Genomic DNA, 17127 nt, shown 5'->3' on the forward strand with positions numbered 1-17127 from the left:
AACAAAAAATACTTCCCAAAGTATAATATTAAATTACAAAATTCACATTAGAGATTTTAAAGTTACTTTAATCCATATTTTTTTATTTTAATTACAATTTTAACGAAAAATTGTCAACTAGCGGTTGATTATTTGTTTTAGCGGCGGCAAACAGTAATAATTTGGTTTATTGTGTCATTTTAACAAATATTAACCGATTTGTAAGCAATAATTGATTTTTTCAAAACATTATTTTGAAAAATCTTAAAAATCAGGTTTCGAAAAAAAAAATAAAGATTGAAAAAAAAATTTTTCTGGAATTTCCAACCTATTTATACTTGATTTTAGGAATTTTTACAATGGCTTACAGATATTTACCAAATTTTATTCTTATTATTTTAATTTAACAAGAGATAAAAACGATATTTCTGTTAAAACCAATCGTCTTGGGTCTAAAAAATTATTTTTCCCACTCTTTTTTTGTCAAAAATTTAAAAACAGGTTTGAAAATCGAGAGATTTCGTAAAATTAGAAGGAATATCTTAAAGTGAAGGCTGTTTCATCCCACCAAAGGTTAGTAAAGTCTTGAAAATTGTACGATGGTTTCCAATCAAGGCTGATAAACCAGTTGGAATGGTCAATATTGTAATCTAGCCCCACGATTAAATCCAATCCAAATGCAGCATAGTCTTCGGTTGCTTTGTAGACCCATGGCGGCTCGCTTTTCCCAACTTTCCACATACCATAATGTCCTCCAGCCCCAACATACCATTCCAACCCTTCAAACTCCCGGATATCCATATGACGCTCATACAACAAATTACCAACCCATCCTTTCCAACGAGTATATACCATCAACTCCACAGCATCACGATCAGTCACAAATCGTTTTGCAGATCCACCTACACTCGTTCCTCCTCTAATTCCAATTGACGTATTATATGCTTTCAATTGGGCCTTTGCAGCCGGAATACCAGTAAAAAAGGCAACAAAAAGTACTGCCGCCACAAACAAGTGTTTCATCATCATCTTAGGTATAGAAATAATAAACTGCTAAAAATTAAAAACTTTTTCGCTAGTTATACAATAATCTAATGGGATATCGTGCGTTTCGGAAGGAATATGAGCTACTGGATCAAAAAAACTCAACCCTACTTTAAGCACCTTCTCATCTAAACCAGAAAGAAAAACATCATAATACCCTTTTCCAAAACCAATCCGATTGCCCTTTATATCAAAGGCCAAAAGTGGTATTAATACTAATTGAATCTTATTTGGACTTATGGGTTTACTGTTTTCGGGAATTGGTATCCCCCATTTATTAATAGCAAACACGGTATTGGAGTCAATCTTTACTGTATCCAATTGAAGTGTTCCTGCTTTTACCACAGAAGTATAAATAGATTTTCCTTTATCCATCAAAAAATCACGAATCAATAACGTATTGATCTCATTTTGATGGGCAATGGGTAAATAAATATGAATATGGAAGATCTCAGGATGTAAATTAAACCAAAATTGAAACTGTCTACATATCAATTGGGAACGCCTCTGAACCTCTTCTATTGAGAGAGACTTCCTTTTATCTCTAAACAATTGCCTGATCCGTTCCTTTTCAGTACTCATAGATCTAAAACCATCATTCTGAAATCCAAGGGATCAAAGCAGGCTAGCAAATCGTCAATAAGTTCAGGAGAGGACAAATAAAACTGCATCATGTTTACCACCCTTTCCTGTGGTGACCCATGTGGCTTTGTAAATGCATAAATGGCCAATGCCCGATCGAGCTGGACTTGCTGTTTCTTTTCCTCCGCCTTCCTTAGTTTACGGCTCATCTGGTCCAAAATCTTTAAAGACCTTACTTTACCTGCCGAAAAAGCTTCCTTCAAACTTCCTTCTAGCAACGCTGCTTCCTCTCCTTTCTTCTCAAACACTGAAGAAATCAAATCTTTTTCTTCCTGGAGTTCCAAGTCTATACTGGCCTCAGAACGAACAAACTCTTTTTTCCAAGAATTATAATCATCAAAGATTTGAGTCTCATCCCATCCCAATTGAGCTATTTTCTTTCTTATAAGAGGAGTTATTAACAAGGCGAAGTTTCTTGGCAATAAGATAGGGAACGGAACCTCAAAATAATCAAACACACCTTTTAGTTGCAACCAATAGATGACTTCCGCCGGCCCGCCCAAATAGGCCAAATTGGGAAGAATTATCTCTTGATATAGGGGCCTTAATACCACATTCGGACTAAAGCGCTCTGGATTTGTCTCAATTAACTTTTCTAGTTCAGGTTTCGAAAACTTTAGCTCGGTATTCAACACCTTAAACTCTTCTCCCGATCGCTCTATTCGCTCTCTTTTCCCTTGATGCAAATAAAAGAAGTTGATTTCTCTTGGGAAAATCTGTCCCTTATACCCTAACTCTTCCAGCTTTTTTGTGGCCTCTTCAGCTTTTTGGTTCGAATTATGAAGGAATAGATCATCCTTGATCACGTCTTTGAATTGACTTTTTAGTGCTGGACTATTCCCATCCAGTATCACCAATCCCTGTTCTTCAAATAGATGATTTACATATTTTCTAACGGCCTCAGCGAGGGTGTTAGATGTGGAGTAGGCTTCCTTAAAAAAATCAGGAGCAAAGGAAACAGTCTTTAAAAAGGATTGAAAAGAATCGTCCAACATAAAATCCCCCACCGCCCCGGTCTGATCAGAATTCCATTGGTATTTTTTCCCATCCAACCTGAAATAGTTGATTTCATCAAAATCATGGTCCTCACTGGCCATCCAATACACAGGAACAAACTTATTTGCCGGATACTTTGCAGCTAATTGTTTTGCCAAATTGATGGTGGATACAATTTTGTAAATGAAATACAAAGGTCCAGTAAATAAATTTAGCTGATGCCCTGTTGTGACAGTAAAGGTTTGATCAAGTGCCAGAGACTGAATATTTACCTTTACTTTCTCACTGATATTAATTCCCCCATATTGAAATAGAAGTTCATTTACCAATGTTTCCCTAGCACTTTTAGAGAAATTCTTATTCTTGATCGCCCCAGAAAAACTTTCCAACTTCGGCTCGAGCGAATAAAAAGGTCTTAACTCCTCCTTCCCATTTAAGTAATCCAAAAAAAAATCTGAAAATTGTCCTGTTTCTTGAAGACTTACACAATGTTTTTTCATGGTTGGATGGGGTGAAGTATATTTTGGGAAGCTAACTTAGTGTATTGAACCAAAGTTCGGTTTTTTTTGTAAAAAAATTTAAAAGCTTCGATTAACGGTAATTTCTTGGGATGATACATTCGAAATATTACTATCCAAACGGAGTTTTAAGCTTTCTGTTTCACCCAATTTCAGGAAAACCTTAGCTTTGCCAGCCAAATAACATGCTACCATACCATCAATTTTTCTTAAACAACGGACTTGAGGTAATTGTCCATGAAGACTCGAGCAGTAAAATGGCGGTCTTTAATTTACTTTATAAAGTCGGGTCCAGAAATGAACAGGTCGGAAAAACAGGACTTGCTCACTTTTTTGAGCATTTAATGTTTGGAAGTTCCAAAAATGTCCCTGTGTTTGACCGGGAATTAGAACGCGTAGGTGGTTCATGTAACGCATTTACCAGTCCTGACATTACCAACTATTACATCACCCTTCCTGCCAGCAATATAGAAACGGCCTTCTGGTTAGAATCTGATCGTATGCTCCAACTCACGTTAAGTGATAAAACTATCGAGACCCAGAGAAAAGTTGTAATAGAAGAATACAAACAACGGTACTTAAACCAACCCTATGGTGACATCTGGCATCATTTAAGGGATTTAGCTTATGAAAAACACCCCTACAGATGGCCTACTATCGGGCAACACCTGACTGATATAGAAAACTATCAGCGTGAAGACGTATGGGATTTTTACCAGTCAAATTACAGCCCAGAAAATGCGATTTTAGTCGTGGGAGGAAATGTTACCAAATCCCAAATCGAACAATTATCAAAAAAATGGTTTGGCCCTATCCAAGCAAAAAAACAAGAATTGTTAACTATAGTTCCTGAACCTAGCCAACAAGAAAAGCGCGTCAAAACAATAGAAGCTAAAGTTCCTACGGATGCACTGTATAAAGCGTACAAAATGCCAGGTAAACTGGCAGAAGGTTATGCAGCCACAGATTTGATATCGGATTTATTAGGTTTTGGCAAATCGTCCATTTTGGAGCAAAAACTAGTAAAAAAAGGAAAACTATTCGCTTCCATTGGTGCTTATGTTTTGGGTTCCGTGGACCCAGGTCTTTTGGTGTTTTCAGGAAAAATGGACTCTGGGGTTTCTTCTGAAGAAGGAGAACAAGCCTTAGAAGAAGAAATCCAGGCTTTTCTCAGCAAGGAAATCACTGAGGGATCCCTTCAAAAAATCAAAAATCAAGGCGAAGCCATGAAATCCTATGAATCTATCCAGCTGCTAAACAGGGTATTTAACCTTGCCTATTATGCATCCTTGGGTAGCCCGGAACTATATATGACTGAGTTTGAAAATAAATCAAAAATTAAGGCGGAGGAAATTTCTAAATGGGCGTCCAAACTCCTAGTGGAAGAAAATTCCAATGTCATACATTATAAATCTCTTCCTTTATGAACACATTTAAAATAGGCATGGGATACGACGTGCATCAGCTGAAAGAAGGTTATGACTTTTGGCTTGGTGGCATCAAGTTAGCACATGAAAAAGGAGCTGTTGGTCACTCGGATGCAGATGTATTAATTCATGTGATATGTGATGCACTTTTAGGCGCAGCAAATCTGAGAGACATAGGCTATCATTTTTCGGATAAAGACCCCCAGTTTAAAGGAATAGACAGTAAAGTACTGTTGAAAGAAGTCATGGAAAAAATCAGGGAGGCTGGATTTGAAGTAGGAAACATAGATTCCACTATTTGTCTTCAAGTGCCGAAAGTAAATCCCCACATTCCAACCATGAAAACATGCTTAGCTGAAGTAATGAAAATTCCTGAAAGCTCAATTTCTATCAAAGCTACCACCACCGAATGGCTTGGTTTCGTAGGCAGAGAAGAGGGAGTTTCAGCATATTGTGTGGCATTAATCTATCATGTATGAGCAGCAAGTTAAAAATCATCACTACCGAAGACGGTTCCCATTCATTATATAATGAAGAGCTCAAAGAAACCTATCATAGCTTTCATGGAGCCCTTAAAGAATCTGTGCATGTCTTCATGCTATATGGGATAGACTCTTGGTTGATGGAAAACCCCAACAAAAAACCCTTACGGATTTTTGAGGTTGGTTTTGGTACAGGCCTCAATGCTTGGCTTACCTTAATTTGGGCAGAACAAAATCAAATCCCTGTTTTATACCATACCATCGAACCATTTCCACTTTCTGAGGAAATATATTCTCAGTTGAACTACGGAGATCTCGACGATGGCTTCTTCCATTACAAGCCATACCTACAAAAATTGCATAAAATGGAATGGGATCAAGGCGCCATAGTTTCGGAATATTTCAACATGAAAAAGGAAAAAACCAGCCTTGAACAAGTCATTTTATACCCGAGCGATGTGGTGTTTTTTGACGCCTTTGCGCCTAGCAAACAACCTGAATTATGGGAAAAACCCTTATTACAGAAGGTTTTTGATTCTATGAACCCAGGTGGAATTTTCACGACCTACTGTGCCCAAGGACAATTAAAAAGAGACTTAAAAGAAATTGGATTGGAAGTGGAAACCTTACCAGGACCTCCAGGAAAAAAAGAAATGACCCGGGGGTGGAAAAAATAACTCCTTATTAGGAATACGCTTTGAAAGATGTGAGAGGAAACCAACCTTATTCATTTAGGAATTTCTACTTCCCTTTCAAATAATTACCCACGTTCCAGTAGCATTTTTTTTTGCAAGGGCATCAAAGCTTACTTTACCAACTTCAAGAAACCAAAAGAAACACTCCCTCCAAGTGGGGAGTGGGCTTTAGCATCCCACCCTTCGCCCGCAGGAAGCTTGGCGATGCAGATAATCGTATAAGACAATGCAATCTTTCAAAAGCTACAATTGAGTGATAGAATTGACCATTCTTCTATTATTTCCGAAAATAGCCAATATAAAACCATCACACTTTCGAAGTAGCAGGATATCCAAAAATTCAAAAATGCATTGACTCAAAAAGGTTAGGAGGTGAATGTATCTAGCCTGGAAAAACGCGAATTTGAATTAGTGACTCTTATATTTTTCATCGGAACGATCACTTTTGGTTGGCTTTTTGTCTGAGATAAGACATCTTCTGGTAGTCCAACACAATTATCTTCCATTCAAATTTCACAGAAAAAAAATGATACTCGGCTTTCTACTATTGATATTATCCCTTACTCCACCCCAATTCACCAAGGCAGGTGAAGCTAAACTGGAACGTATGATCCAAGAACGCGATGCCTTGACCGCAGAATGGAAAAAAAGTGAAAGTAAGAAGTCGGGGATTTTTGGGAACCGCACCAAAAAAGACATGATCGAGACCAATGAATGGCTGGAAAGAATTCTAGCCAAGGACAATCTGATCATGGACGAACTTCGAATGATCGGCGATATTGAAACCACTGTCGCCACTCAAACCGGAGAGGATTATAAAGCAATTACCTTGAAACTGGAGCAGGATGTACAGGCATTGAAAAGAGCATTGGCGGAACGAGACAAAACCATCAACGGAATGCTTGAAACGCGTAGGACATTTGAATGGACTACTGTTATTTTTTTCCTAAGTACACTTGGGCTAGGGTATTGGATTTACAGAATTAAGAAAGGATCCTAATCTACTCTATTAAAAGTCAGATTTAGTTGATGTGCACATATTGCGTAATTAAACTATAATGACAAACAACTACCCTTCTCTTCTTATTTCAATCTTGCAATAGGAGTTCTAGCGCCTTTGGTTTTTTGCTCCAAATCTACCAAAATCTCCGCATCCAAAGGCAGAAACAAATCAACTCTGGATCCGAATTTAATAAACCCGAACTCTCCTCCCTGCTCTAATTCAGAACCAGGCTTTACATACCATTTGATTCTTCTCGCTACAGCTCCTGCAATTTGTCTCACCAAAATCTGAGTTCCTTTAGCATTACGAATCACCATGGTAGTTCTTTCATTTTCGGTACTGGATTTTGGATGCCAAGCTACTAGGTATTTGCCAGGATGGTATTGAAAAAAATCAACCACACCTTTGATTGGGGAACGGTTTACATGAACATTTATAGGAGACATAAAAATAGAAACCTGTCTTCTGTTTTCTTTTAAATATTCTTCTTCAAAGGTCTCTTCTATGACCACTACTTTCCCATCAGCTGGAGCATATACTAAATTTTCATCATTAGGAAGCGGAAAAACCGGATTTCTAAAGAACTGAAGTACCAGCAAATAAATAATAATACTGCCTAACATGGATATGTTTAGCAAAACTATTTGCTCCGGCAAGAAATAATAAAGCAAGTAATTCAACGCTACTAGGATGATCATCATCCAAAAAAGCAAAACTCTACCTTCTCTGTGTATTGTCATATCTGGGTCAAATAAAAGGCGTGGAGTTTAGATCCACGCCTCAAAGATAAACTATTCTATGGATTGATTAAAAATTAGAATCCTCCGCGGTAAGTATAAGTTTTAGCAACTTTATCAATTGCTACAATATAAGCAGCAATTCTCATCGGCACATCATATTTCTGAGACGCCTGATACACATGGTCAAAAGCATCTTTCATTATCCGGTCGGAACGTCTGTTGACACGATCAGCAGTCCATTTATAACCTAATCTATTTTGAACCCACTCAAAGTAAGAGACGGTCACTCCACCAGCATTGGCTAAAATATCCGGCACAGCCATGATTCCTTTATCATTGATAATGGCATCTGCTTTCGCTGAGGTCGGTCCATTGGCACCTTCTACAATCAGTTTGGCTTTGATTTTCTCCACATTGTGGATGGTAATAACATCCTCTACCGCTGCAGGAACCAACACATCTACCTCTAAAAGTAGCAGTTCACCTGGATCAGATAATTTCTCTGCTCCTTTGAAACCTTCCAAGGTTCCGTTATTGGTGTCCCTATATGCCACAGCCTCCTGGATATTTATTCCATTACTATTGTAATAAGCACCGGAAATATCCGATACCGAAACGATTTTCAATCCTCTTTCTTCCAACAACAGTGCGGCCCATGATCCCACATTTCCAAATCCTTGTACCGCACAGGTAGCTTGGAAAGGGTTGATTTTCAATTTTTGCATGGCAGCCATGGCAGAAACCATCACACCACGACCGGTCGCTTCTGTTCTACCCAAAGAACCTCCTAATACCAAAGGCTTTCCAGTTACTACTGCGTTGATCGTCATCCCTTGGGCTTTGGAGTACTCATCCATCAACCAAGCCATCTCCCTTGGGCCTGTCCCCATATCAGGAGCAGGAATATCCTTATCAGGTCCGAATACATCAATCATTGCCAAAGTATAAGCTCGAACTAATCGCTCAATCTCTCCTTTTGACATTTCTCTAGGATTGCAACGAACTCCACCTTTACCACCGCCGTAGGGAATATCCACGACAGCACACTTCCAGGTCATCCAAGCGGCCAAGGCCTTCACCTCGTCCAAATGAACATCCGGAGCGAATCGGATACCTCCTTTAGCAGGACCTAGAATGTTTGAATGAATTACTCTGATTCCTTCGAAAACCTGAATTTTTCCATTATCCATGGTAATCGGCAAGGAAACGATTACTTGTTTAGCGGGATTTTTTAAGACGCTATAAACCTCATCAGAAAGACCAAGTTTTTCGGCGGCAATGTTAAATCTCTCCATCATTGACTCCAATGGATTTTCTTTATCCATTATTGGAGCCGGTTCGATATAAGCCATATTGGGTTTTTATTTAGAATATCAAATTCGACGCAAAATTAAGTAGATTTTCAGTATACAGATGCAGGAATTAGAATATTTTCAAAAACGCGGTAATAAAAGGGGCCGAAAGTAACAATCCGTCAAAACGGTCCATAAATCCTCCATGCCCAGGCAAAATATGACCACTGTCTTTAATTTCTATAGAACGCTTAAACAGGGATTCAATCAAATCTCCATAAGTTCCCGCGATGATAATAATTCCTGCAATAACCAGCCATTTCCAATCTTCAATTACATGAAAATATCTTGCCAACACAAAAGCTACGGCTATGGCTGAAAATGCTCCACCCAAAAACCCTTCCCAGGATTTCTTTGGAGACACACGTTCAAATAACTTTGTTTTACCAAACTTTGTTCCTGCAAAATAGGCCCCGGTATCACTTGCCCATAAAATCAACAAACAGCCAATTAAGATTTCAAAATGGTACACTTGGTCCACAGAAAAGACTGCCAGATTCAATAAAGAAAAGGGAACGGCTACATAAAATATACCCAAATACGTAAATGCGACTCCGGTAAATGGTTTTTTGTCTGTTTTCCTATACAGCTTAATAAATAAGGTTAGGGAAACCAAGGGGAACATGAGATACAGGTACTCATGAGGGAACTGCTCTTTTTCTATCAAAAATGTAAGGGTGAAAATCATGAGCCCCAAAAAGGTCCCAAAACTTTTCAAAGGTAACATTCCATCCAAGCCAGACAGTTTGTAAAACTCCATTTGAGAGAAGCCAAGGATGACTGCAAAAATGAAGAAATAGGTCCAATCTGAATAAATGCTTCCCCCTACAACTACTAAGGCTCCGAAAAATGCGGTGATGGCTCTTTGCCCTAAATTGCTGTAATTATTGATATTAAAACGTGATCTCATTCTGGATTATATTGTTTGCAAGCAGCAGATCTTTCTTCTGTACCAGTACTTCGTAAGTACCAAACACATGATAGATCGTTTCTTTTTTATTTAAAACTACTGCGTTAATTTCATTTTCTTCCAGGACTCCTTTGACTATCTCCGCCCGGACCTGCATGTCACTTTCAAATACTTTAATCCAATTTTCCATTTTCGGGCAAATTAATTTTCTTAAGGTAATAGATTCCTACTACAAGTACCAATAAGCCCAAAAATGCAGCTGAATAAGATACGTCATCAGTAGACTCCAAATCAAAATCAATCATCCCTTGATTGGACAGGTATACCATGATGACAGTAAAGCTATTGTTGAAAATATGGGCTAGAATTGGATAAAGCAGACTTCCGGTAAACAGATATAAATATCCGAAAATCGCCCCTAAGAAAACTCTAGGTAAGAACCCATAAAACTGAAGGTGTATAGCAGAGAAAATAATGGCTGTCATCCAAACTCCCCAATGCCCGGATTTTAGATAGCGGTGCATTTTGGCTTGAACCAACCCTCTAAAAAACATTTCTTCACCAATTCCTGCTAAGACCCCGATGACTAAAATCCCCATGACCAACTCAGGAATCGTCTGGAAATCTGTCAAAAATTTGGTCAATTCCATCAATTGCTCCTCTGTAGATTTCATCCAGGCCTCCAGTTCTGACATGGATTCAGGAAGTGCTAGGTTAGAATTCAAGTAAACCAAGAGAGAATTAAAGAACATTCCGCCAACCGTTATGGCTAGAACAATTAACAAGGCATTCCACTGAAATCTGGAATTTTGAACCTCCCAGTGAAGGTCCGCCTTATCAATAAATCTAATAATCACCCAAGCGGCCACCCAAAATCCAATGCCCGAACCAATTCCTTGAACAAAAAGCATGGCCATTCTACCATTAGGCACATCAAATTCTCCATTTATTAGTCCCAAAAGGTCTTCTACAGGGATATTAAATAAGGCCGGAACAAGAGCCAAAGCGATTCCCTGCAATAAAACTAATACTCCAATAGCAACTAAAACAATGACAATCAGGGATAAAAGCCAGTTTTTCCGTTGAGCTATTTCTGAGTTGGTTTCGTAAATCTCCATATTTGAGGTAAATTTACGCGCAAATTTATAATACAGAAGTGGTTAAGATAGGAAAGTTGGAATTGGGAGAGTTTCCCTTGCTGTTAGCACCGATGGAAGATGTGAGTGATCCGCCTTTCAGAGCCGTGTGTAAACAAAATGGTGCTGATCTCATGTATACAGAATTTATCAGTTCAGAAGGACTGATTCGTGATGCTGCCAAAAGCGTCCAAAAACTCGATATTTTCGATTATGAGAAACCTATTGGGATTCAAATTTTTGGAAATGACATCGAATCCATGCGTGAAGCAGCCGCGATCGCTGCGGAGGCTGGACCGGATATTTTGGACATCAATTACGGTTGCCCGGTCAATAAAGTAGCCTGCAAGGGAGCCGGAGCAGGCATATTGCTGGATATTGATAAAATGGTCTCCATGACAGCCGAAATCGTGAAAGCAGTAAATATCCCTGTTACTGTCAAAACCCGATTAGGTTGGGATAATGACACCATCCGTATCGTGGAAGTAGCCGAACGATTACAAGATGTAGGAATTCAAGCCATCAGCATACACGCTCGTACCAGGAAACAAATGTACAAGGGAGAGGCAGATTGGAGCTATTTAAATTTGGTAAAAGACAATCCTCGACTTCATATTCCTGTCTTTGGAAATGGAGATATTGATTCTCCTGAGAAAGCTCTGGAATATAAAAACAAGTACAATGTGGATGGAATGATGATCGGAAGAGCAGCAATTGGCTACCCTTGGATTTTCGATGAAATCAAACATTTCTTAGCTTCAGGAAAAAAACTGGAGGCACCTACCATTGAGGAGCGAATCGCAGTAACCAAAAAACATTTGGACTTTTCGGTAGAATGGAAAGGCGAGAAGCAGGGTATTTTGGAAATGAGAAGACACTACACCAATTATTTCCGTGGAATGCCCAACTTTAAAACGATACGAACCGAAATGGTCACGGCAGATAGTTACGAGCATGTCTGTCAATTGTTAGACCAAGTGGCAGATCAATATGCTGACTACGTTTTCTAAAAATTATAAAAGGGCTTGAAATTTATTTTTTTCAAGCCCTACTTTTTGAAACAAATATTATTTGGTTTTGCTTCCTTTGTAAGAGCTTTTTAAAGCAGGGCGATCCATGAAAACTACCACCAACGATGAATCTCTGAAAAACTGGGGAATGCTTATCCTTTTGGCATTGGTATGGGGAAGTTCCTTTATCCTTATCAAAAGGGGCTTGGAAGTTTTCTCTCCAGGGGAAGTCGGTGCCTATAGAATTGTAGCGGCAGCGACATTTCTGCTTCCCTTATCACTTCCAAGAATAAAAAACCTCAACAAACATCAGATTATCTATTTAATCATTGTAGGGTTGGTAGGAAGTTTTATTCCTGCTTTTCTTTTTGCCAAAGCACAAACCCAACTTAGCAGCTCCCTGACAGGAGTACTCAATGCCCTTACTCCATTATTTGTTGTGATCATAGGAGCTATTTTCTTTGGTTCCAGGATTACTAGAAGGAATGGAATTGGCTTAGCTATTGCATTTATAGGCGTTTTTATTCTAGTTACCGTCAAAGAAGGGGAAGACTTTAACGCATTCTCTGGTATCAATGCCTATGCATTATTCGTGATTCTAGCATGTATTTGTTATGGGTTCAATTTGAACATCATCAAATTTAAATTTGAACTGTTGAAGCCCATAGAAATTACCGCTATTTCGCTCTTAATGGTCCTCCCAATAGCCTTGGTATTCCTATTTACAAGTACCGATTTTTCATATAAAGTGGTGAACGTTCCTGGAGCATTAACAGCCCTGGGTTTCCTGACTCTCCTAGGAGTTTTAGGAACAGCCTTAGCCCTCATCATCTTCAATATCATGGTAAAGAGAGTCACTCCTGTCTTTGCCAGCTCGGTAACTTACCTCATTCCAATCGTCGCCATTATGTGGGGAGTATTAGATGGTGAAATATTATTAGTTGGCCATTATATAGGAATCGCGGCAGTAATTTTAGGTGTTTGGTATGGGAATAGAAAATAAGACTAGTAGAATTCCTCTCAAATTTTCACAAATGATTTTAGTTTTACCGCTATAACCTCTTTTAAAAATATAAAACCAAATTTACTCTCCATTCATTCTCTTCCTCCAGGCATAAGCCAACATAGGAAGTTGTTGGTAACTTTTCACCCCAGCTTTTACTCCTTGGGATTTCAAAAATATATCATTGGACTTTCGGCTCAATTCATAAGAAATTGGTTGAATAGCCTCGCTGGCTTCTCGGATAGAAAGAATATCTTTTTTCACTCCAAGGTCCAAACTTTGAATAAACACTTTGTAATCCTCAGGATCCATTCGATAATAATCGCGGATTTGATACATCAGTAACCTCAATTGCCCAGAATATTTTAACAGAGGATCATCACTATTTCCACAAATCACCCAAGCGATAAAATTCGCCTCTCCTTCATTGGTCACTCCATAGCTATGGGCCATTTCATGTGCAACTGTGAAGGGTTGCTCCAAGGGATGCAGGGTAGGGTCGATATAACTCTCTCCAGTAAATGGAAAGTAGATTCCCAAAATTCCCATTCTTCGCATGAATCCCGGTGGTGGAAATAATTTGGTTCTAGGCCTACCGGTAAAATTCAATCCCAACATATCCAAATTCTCTCCCATATTGATCCGTACCACCTTTTCCAACTCTGGGTAAGGCAAAATTTCAGTAATGGCAACTGTATCAGTGGTAATCAAACTTCTATATTGCTCTACCAAACGTTGGGTGATCAATACTTCCTCCTTAAGTTTCTCCAAATCCAAAGATTCGGTTTTTAAACCTAATTGCTGGAAAATCGGTGTGCGCTGATAATTGTAGCCCCACAGCACCAAAAAGAAAAATATCAAGGCACCCAATCCATTGGCCAAAGCCCGAAATGAATATAAGTACCTTCTTTTCCAACCATTTTTTTCTCTAAGTCGGTGGATATAAATTCCAAAAACAAGAACTACGGTGATGATAAAAAAATAGACGCTGGGAAATGGCAAATACCCCAGCGTCTGATCTATGACATTCCGAATTACCGGAAAGAACTTTCTTGAATAAATCTCATCTGTTGCCTCTGGGTTGAGAGATGCCAAATATCGAATTCCCAGTGCAATCACACCAAGAATTGCCCAAGACCAATCTCTTTTCCCCATCAGTACAGATTTGCTTAAATTCCTTCTGCCTCCACTTCCTTCACTTCCGGAAGCATTCTAGTCAAAAGGTTTTGAATTCCAGCTTTTAGCGTAACCGTGCTAGAAGGACATCCTGAGCATGAACCTTGAAGCAATACCTTTACCACTCCATCGTGGAATGAATGGAATACAATCGCTCCACCGTCCTGCTCTACAGCCGGCCTGATATATTCATCCAGAATCCCTTTGATTTTCTTCACTACCTCTGAATCATTCTCATCAAATAAAGGATCCTTATCAAAATTTGCTTTTACTACAGGCTGCCCTGATTCTAAATAAGCCTTGATATGATCTCTAAATATATTCTGAACTTCAGACCATTCAACATCTTCAGATTTGGTTATGGTCACAAAATTGGACGCAACAAAAACTCTCCGAACAGCTGCAAAATTAAACAGTTCCTGAGCCAAAGGACTATTTTCTGCACTTGCAGCATCTGGGTAATCAAAACTTACTCCATCTTCGGCCAACATAAAATTAGCTACAAACTTTAGGGAGTTCGGGTTTGGATTAGCCTCCATGTATAAATGGACAGGTCTCGCTTGTGCTTTTAGCATGGTATTCTCTTTTTTGTTTAGAAAACCGAAATCATAGGATTTAGTTCCGGAAGCTGCAAATTTCAACAAGAAATCTCTTATTTCATAGGATGACCTGTAGCGGCATACCAGATCCCTCCATAAAGATGCTTCAAGAAATCAGGATCTTCCCAAGCAGACTCCACGTGTCCCAACGCGGTATAAAATACTCTTCCTCCATCAAATTCATGGTACCAGGCCATTGGGTGGTTTTCGCCATTTCCCTTCGCGACCTTATAAGTACTTTCGTCAGCTTTTACCAAGACTTTGATATCTGGATTGATCTCTCTGAATTCATATAATTCATCTGTCCAGAGCCAGTTTTTAGGCAAATGCCAAGTCGCTGGGTGATTCTGATCCACCACTTCTAATCTTAAGGTTTGTTGAGCTGGGTGAGATAGGAAATAAGCTCCAATCATCTTATTATACCATGGCCACTCGTATTCAGTATCTGTCGCTGAGTGAATCCCAACTACCCCTTTACCACTTTGAACAAATTTCTGGAAGGCCGCTTTTTGTTCCGCGTTGAAGATGGTACCCGTGGTAGTGGTCAGGATCACCACATCGTATTTTGCCAAGTTTTCATCTGTAAATACGCTGGCATCTTCTGTAGTATACACACTAAATACATGCGTTTTCCCCATTTTCTTCAAGGCAACTACCGCATCGGAAATAGATTGATGACGGAATCCAGCGGTTTTACTGAATACCAATGCTCTGAATTGTTGAGCAGGAGCTACTAGAGCAATACTGAAAATCAGCCCTAGTGTGAGCAAAGATTTTTTTAGGTTCATTGGTTCTTAGATTTGATTATAAAGTAATTGATAAATTTTACTTGATGATTTGAAATTTCTCTCCGGCTTCCTTTCTAGAAAATGCATTGAAATGCCACCATTCAGAACCAATTCCCATAAAACCGGAATTAGTCATCACTTTTCGGAGGATTTCTCTATTTGCAATTTGAGCAGAAGTGATCACCCCTTCTTTCAACATCTGGCTTTCCCGATCAGGATAGGCAGCATAGCCAAAGAAATCATAGCCAGTTCCCATATCCAAAGGTTCTGATTTGGAGGTATCAAAAATGGTCAGATCAACTGCTACTCCATAATTATGTAAGCTCCCAACTTTTGGGTCGGCCACATACAAAGGCTTGATACTATCTGGTTTATCCAAGTTGTCCCATAGAATTTGTTGTACGCTGAGAGGACGTGCTCCATCATAAATCAATAGGGTATAATCCGGATATTCTGACTGTAGCAGCTGTTGCGCTTTTTTTAAATTCTCCGCTACTTCTGGCTGCAAATAAGCATGGATTAACTCTCCGTAAACGTCTTTCCCAAAAAAATTGTCTTCAGTAGAATATTTCAATTCCACTCTGACTCCAGGAACTACCTCCTCTACATTGACTAAATTTTGGTCTATCATTTGTCTTTCCAACACTGGAATTTCAGATGATTGGATAGTAGTTTCATGATTGCCAAGTTGCTCAGCAATTTCCTTTTCCAACTCTCCTTCAATCGATCTCAATTCCTTTTGGTTACATCCCAAAAGAATGAGTCCAAACACCAATAAAACAAAAGGGAATCTCACCAAAATCATAGTTTTTTATTCACAATAGTAGAAGAAGCTTGAGCAGTAGGTAAGACTACCACATCAGCAATGACCACATGAGGAGGTCTAGTTACGGCAAATTCCACAATGTCTGCAATATCCTGAGCGAGCAATGGTTCAAATCCCTGATAAACAGACTCAGATCTCTTCTCATCTCCTTTGAATCGAACCAATGAAAACTCAGTTTCCACCAAACCAGGGTGAATAGCTATTACTTTTAATCCAAAAGGATTTAAATCAATTCGCATTCCTTTGGTAATGGCATCTACGGCATGTTTGCTTCCGCAATACACATTTCCATTAGGGTACACTTCTTTCCCTGCAATAGACCCGATATTAATAATGGTTCCGGATTTTCGCTCCGTCATCCCTGGAATGATGGCCTTAGAGACATACAACAATCCTTTCACATTGATGTCCATCATGGCATCCCAATCATCTAGATTTCCGGTCTGAATAGGGTCTAGTCCATGTGCATTCCCGGCGTTATTGATCAATATATCAATGGCTTTCCACTCCTCAGGCAAAGCTCCCAAAATATCCAACACTTTCTCCCGATCCCGTACATCAAACACCAAAGGAAGGTAATTAATGGTATCTGGAAGTTCATGTTCTAATTCCTGAAGTCTTTCTGACCTTCTTCCTGTAGCAATGATATGGTATCCCAATTTGGCTAAAGTGAGGACACAGGCTTTTCCTATTCCTGAAGTAGCCCCAGTGACCAAAGCAATTTTATTTTCCATGCTGAAAGATAATTAGATTTGTATGGATGCTAAAATTCAATCCCAATACAATTCCTAAGGTGCAATA

19 protein-coding genes are annotated in these 17127 nt (G+C 39.0%); 6 read left to right on the forward strand and 13 right to left on the reverse strand.

The annotated features are described in order from the left end of the window. Positions 1-507 precede the first annotated feature (507 nt). Genes JYB62_RS11490 through bshC form a run of 3 tightly spaced genes read right to left on the reverse strand, consistent with a single transcriptional unit; the run spans position 508 to position 3161 of the window. A complete protein-coding gene (locus tag JYB62_RS11490) occupies positions 508-1005 on the reverse strand; it encodes a hypothetical protein (RefSeq protein ID WP_205645588.1) in 498 nt (165 codons plus the stop codon). Between the two features lie 27 nt (positions 1006-1032). Beyond that, positions 1033-1605, reverse strand: coding sequence for a 5-formyltetrahydrofolate cyclo-ligase (locus JYB62_RS11495; protein ID WP_205645589.1), 573 nt, complete (start codon positions 1603-1605; stop codon positions 1033-1035). Continuing rightward, positions 1602-3161, reverse strand: a complete 1560-nt coding sequence (bshC, locus tag JYB62_RS11500; protein ID WP_205645590.1) for a bacillithiol biosynthesis cysteine-adding enzyme BshC — start codon at positions 3159-3161, stop codon at positions 1602-1604. Before bshC ends, JYB62_RS11495 begins: the two co-directional genes overlap by 4 nt. A gap of 203 nt (positions 3162-3364) precedes the next feature. Between bshC and JYB62_RS11505 the strand changes: the two genes are divergently transcribed. The 4 genes from JYB62_RS11505 (at position 3365) to JYB62_RS11520 (ending at position 6783) form a co-directional block, all read left to right on the forward strand. Continuing rightward, positions 3365-4606 (forward strand): M16 family metallopeptidase, encoded by a 1242-nt coding sequence (locus JYB62_RS11505; RefSeq protein ID WP_205645591.1) that lies wholly within the window; start codon positions 3365-3367, stop codon positions 4604-4606. Next, a complete protein-coding gene (ispF, locus tag JYB62_RS11510; RefSeq protein ID WP_205645592.1) occupies positions 4603-5085 on the forward strand; it encodes a 2-C-methyl-D-erythritol 2,4-cyclodiphosphate synthase in 483 nt (160 codons plus the stop codon). The genes JYB62_RS11505 and ispF overlap by 4 nt, the downstream gene beginning before the upstream one ends. Beyond that, complete coding sequence (gene mnmD, locus JYB62_RS11515) at positions 5082-5765, forward strand: tRNA (5-methylaminomethyl-2-thiouridine)(34)-methyltransferase MnmD (protein ID WP_205645593.1); 684 nt, start codon at positions 5082-5084, stop codon at positions 5763-5765. The genes ispF and mnmD overlap by 4 nt, the downstream gene beginning before the upstream one ends. 544 nt (positions 5766-6309) lie before the next feature. After that, on the forward strand, positions 6310-6783 hold the full coding sequence (locus tag JYB62_RS11520; RefSeq protein WP_205645594.1) for a Clp protease ClpB: 474 nt from the start codon (positions 6310-6312) through the stop codon (positions 6781-6783). Between the two features lie 83 nt (positions 6784-6866). Here JYB62_RS11520 and JYB62_RS11525 read toward each other — a convergent pair whose 3' ends face one another. The 5 genes from JYB62_RS11525 to JYB62_RS11545 form a co-directional block, all read right to left on the reverse strand. Beyond that, a complete protein-coding gene (locus JYB62_RS11525; RefSeq protein WP_205645595.1) occupies positions 6867-7526 on the reverse strand; it encodes a phosphatidylserine decarboxylase family protein in 660 nt (219 codons plus the stop codon). A gap of 74 nt (positions 7527-7600) precedes the next feature. Then, on the reverse strand, positions 7601-8878 hold the full coding sequence (locus JYB62_RS11530) for a Glu/Leu/Phe/Val family dehydrogenase (protein WP_205645596.1): 1278 nt from the start codon (positions 8876-8878) through the stop codon (positions 7601-7603). 70 nt (positions 8879-8948) lie between these two features. Continuing rightward, entirely contained in the window at positions 8949-9788 is an 840-nt protein-coding gene (locus tag JYB62_RS11535; RefSeq protein ID WP_074225374.1) for a phosphatidate cytidylyltransferase, read from the reverse strand. Continuing rightward, the gene (locus JYB62_RS11540) at positions 9772-9978 is read right to left on the reverse strand and encodes a putative signal transducing protein (RefSeq protein WP_074225375.1); all 207 of its coding nucleotides are present in this window, start codon (positions 9976-9978) and stop codon (positions 9772-9774) included. The genes JYB62_RS11535 and JYB62_RS11540 overlap by 17 nt, the downstream gene beginning before the upstream one ends. Further along, positions 9962-10906, reverse strand: a complete 945-nt coding sequence (locus JYB62_RS11545) for a CPBP family intramembrane glutamic endopeptidase (protein WP_205645597.1) — start codon at positions 10904-10906, stop codon at positions 9962-9964. The genes JYB62_RS11540 and JYB62_RS11545 overlap by 17 nt, the downstream gene beginning before the upstream one ends. A 38-nt stretch (positions 10907-10944) precedes the next feature. On the opposite strand from JYB62_RS11545, the gene dusB reads away from it, so the two are divergent. Both dusB and JYB62_RS11555 read left to right on the forward strand, forming a co-directional pair. After that, positions 10945-11934: a tRNA dihydrouridine synthase DusB gene (gene dusB, locus JYB62_RS11550; RefSeq protein ID WP_205645598.1), complete on the forward strand. Its 990-nt coding sequence runs from the start codon at positions 10945-10947 to the stop codon at positions 11932-11934. Positions 11935-12040: 106 nt separating this feature from the next. After that, a complete protein-coding gene (locus JYB62_RS11555) occupies positions 12041-12937 on the forward strand; it encodes a DMT family transporter (RefSeq protein WP_243431547.1) in 897 nt (298 codons plus the stop codon). An 81-nt stretch (positions 12938-13018) separates the two neighbouring features. On the opposite strand, the gene JYB62_RS11560 is transcribed toward JYB62_RS11555, so the two are convergent. The 5 genes from JYB62_RS11560 to JYB62_RS11580 form a co-directional block, all read right to left on the reverse strand. Next, complete coding sequence (locus JYB62_RS11560; protein ID WP_205645599.1) at positions 13019-14092, reverse strand: DUF3810 domain-containing protein; 1074 nt, start codon at positions 14090-14092, stop codon at positions 13019-13021. 14 nt (positions 14093-14106) lie between these two features. After that, positions 14107-14688 (reverse strand): NifU family protein, encoded by a 582-nt coding sequence (locus JYB62_RS11565; RefSeq protein WP_205646620.1) that lies wholly within the window; start codon positions 14686-14688, stop codon positions 14107-14109. A gap of 77 nt (positions 14689-14765) precedes the next feature. After that, positions 14766-15500 carry a ThuA domain-containing protein gene (locus tag JYB62_RS11570; protein ID WP_205645600.1) on the reverse strand — a complete coding sequence of 245 codons (735 nt, stop codon included), beginning with the start codon at positions 15498-15500 and terminating at the stop codon, positions 14766-14768. Positions 15501-15537: 37 nt separating this feature from the next. Next, positions 15538-16305: a M15 family metallopeptidase gene (locus JYB62_RS11575; RefSeq protein ID WP_205645601.1), complete on the reverse strand. Its 768-nt coding sequence runs from the start codon at positions 16303-16305 to the stop codon at positions 15538-15540. Next, positions 16302-17060, reverse strand: coding sequence for an SDR family NAD(P)-dependent oxidoreductase (locus JYB62_RS11580; protein ID WP_205645602.1), 759 nt, complete (start codon positions 17058-17060; stop codon positions 16302-16304). Before JYB62_RS11580 ends, JYB62_RS11575 begins: the two co-directional genes overlap by 4 nt. Positions 17061-17127 lie beyond the last annotated feature (67 nt).

The sequence above is a fragment of the Algoriphagus lutimaris genome (assembly GCF_017051705.1).
Classification (GTDB): domain Bacteria; phylum Bacteroidota; class Bacteroidia; order Cytophagales; family Cyclobacteriaceae; genus Algoriphagus; species Algoriphagus lutimaris.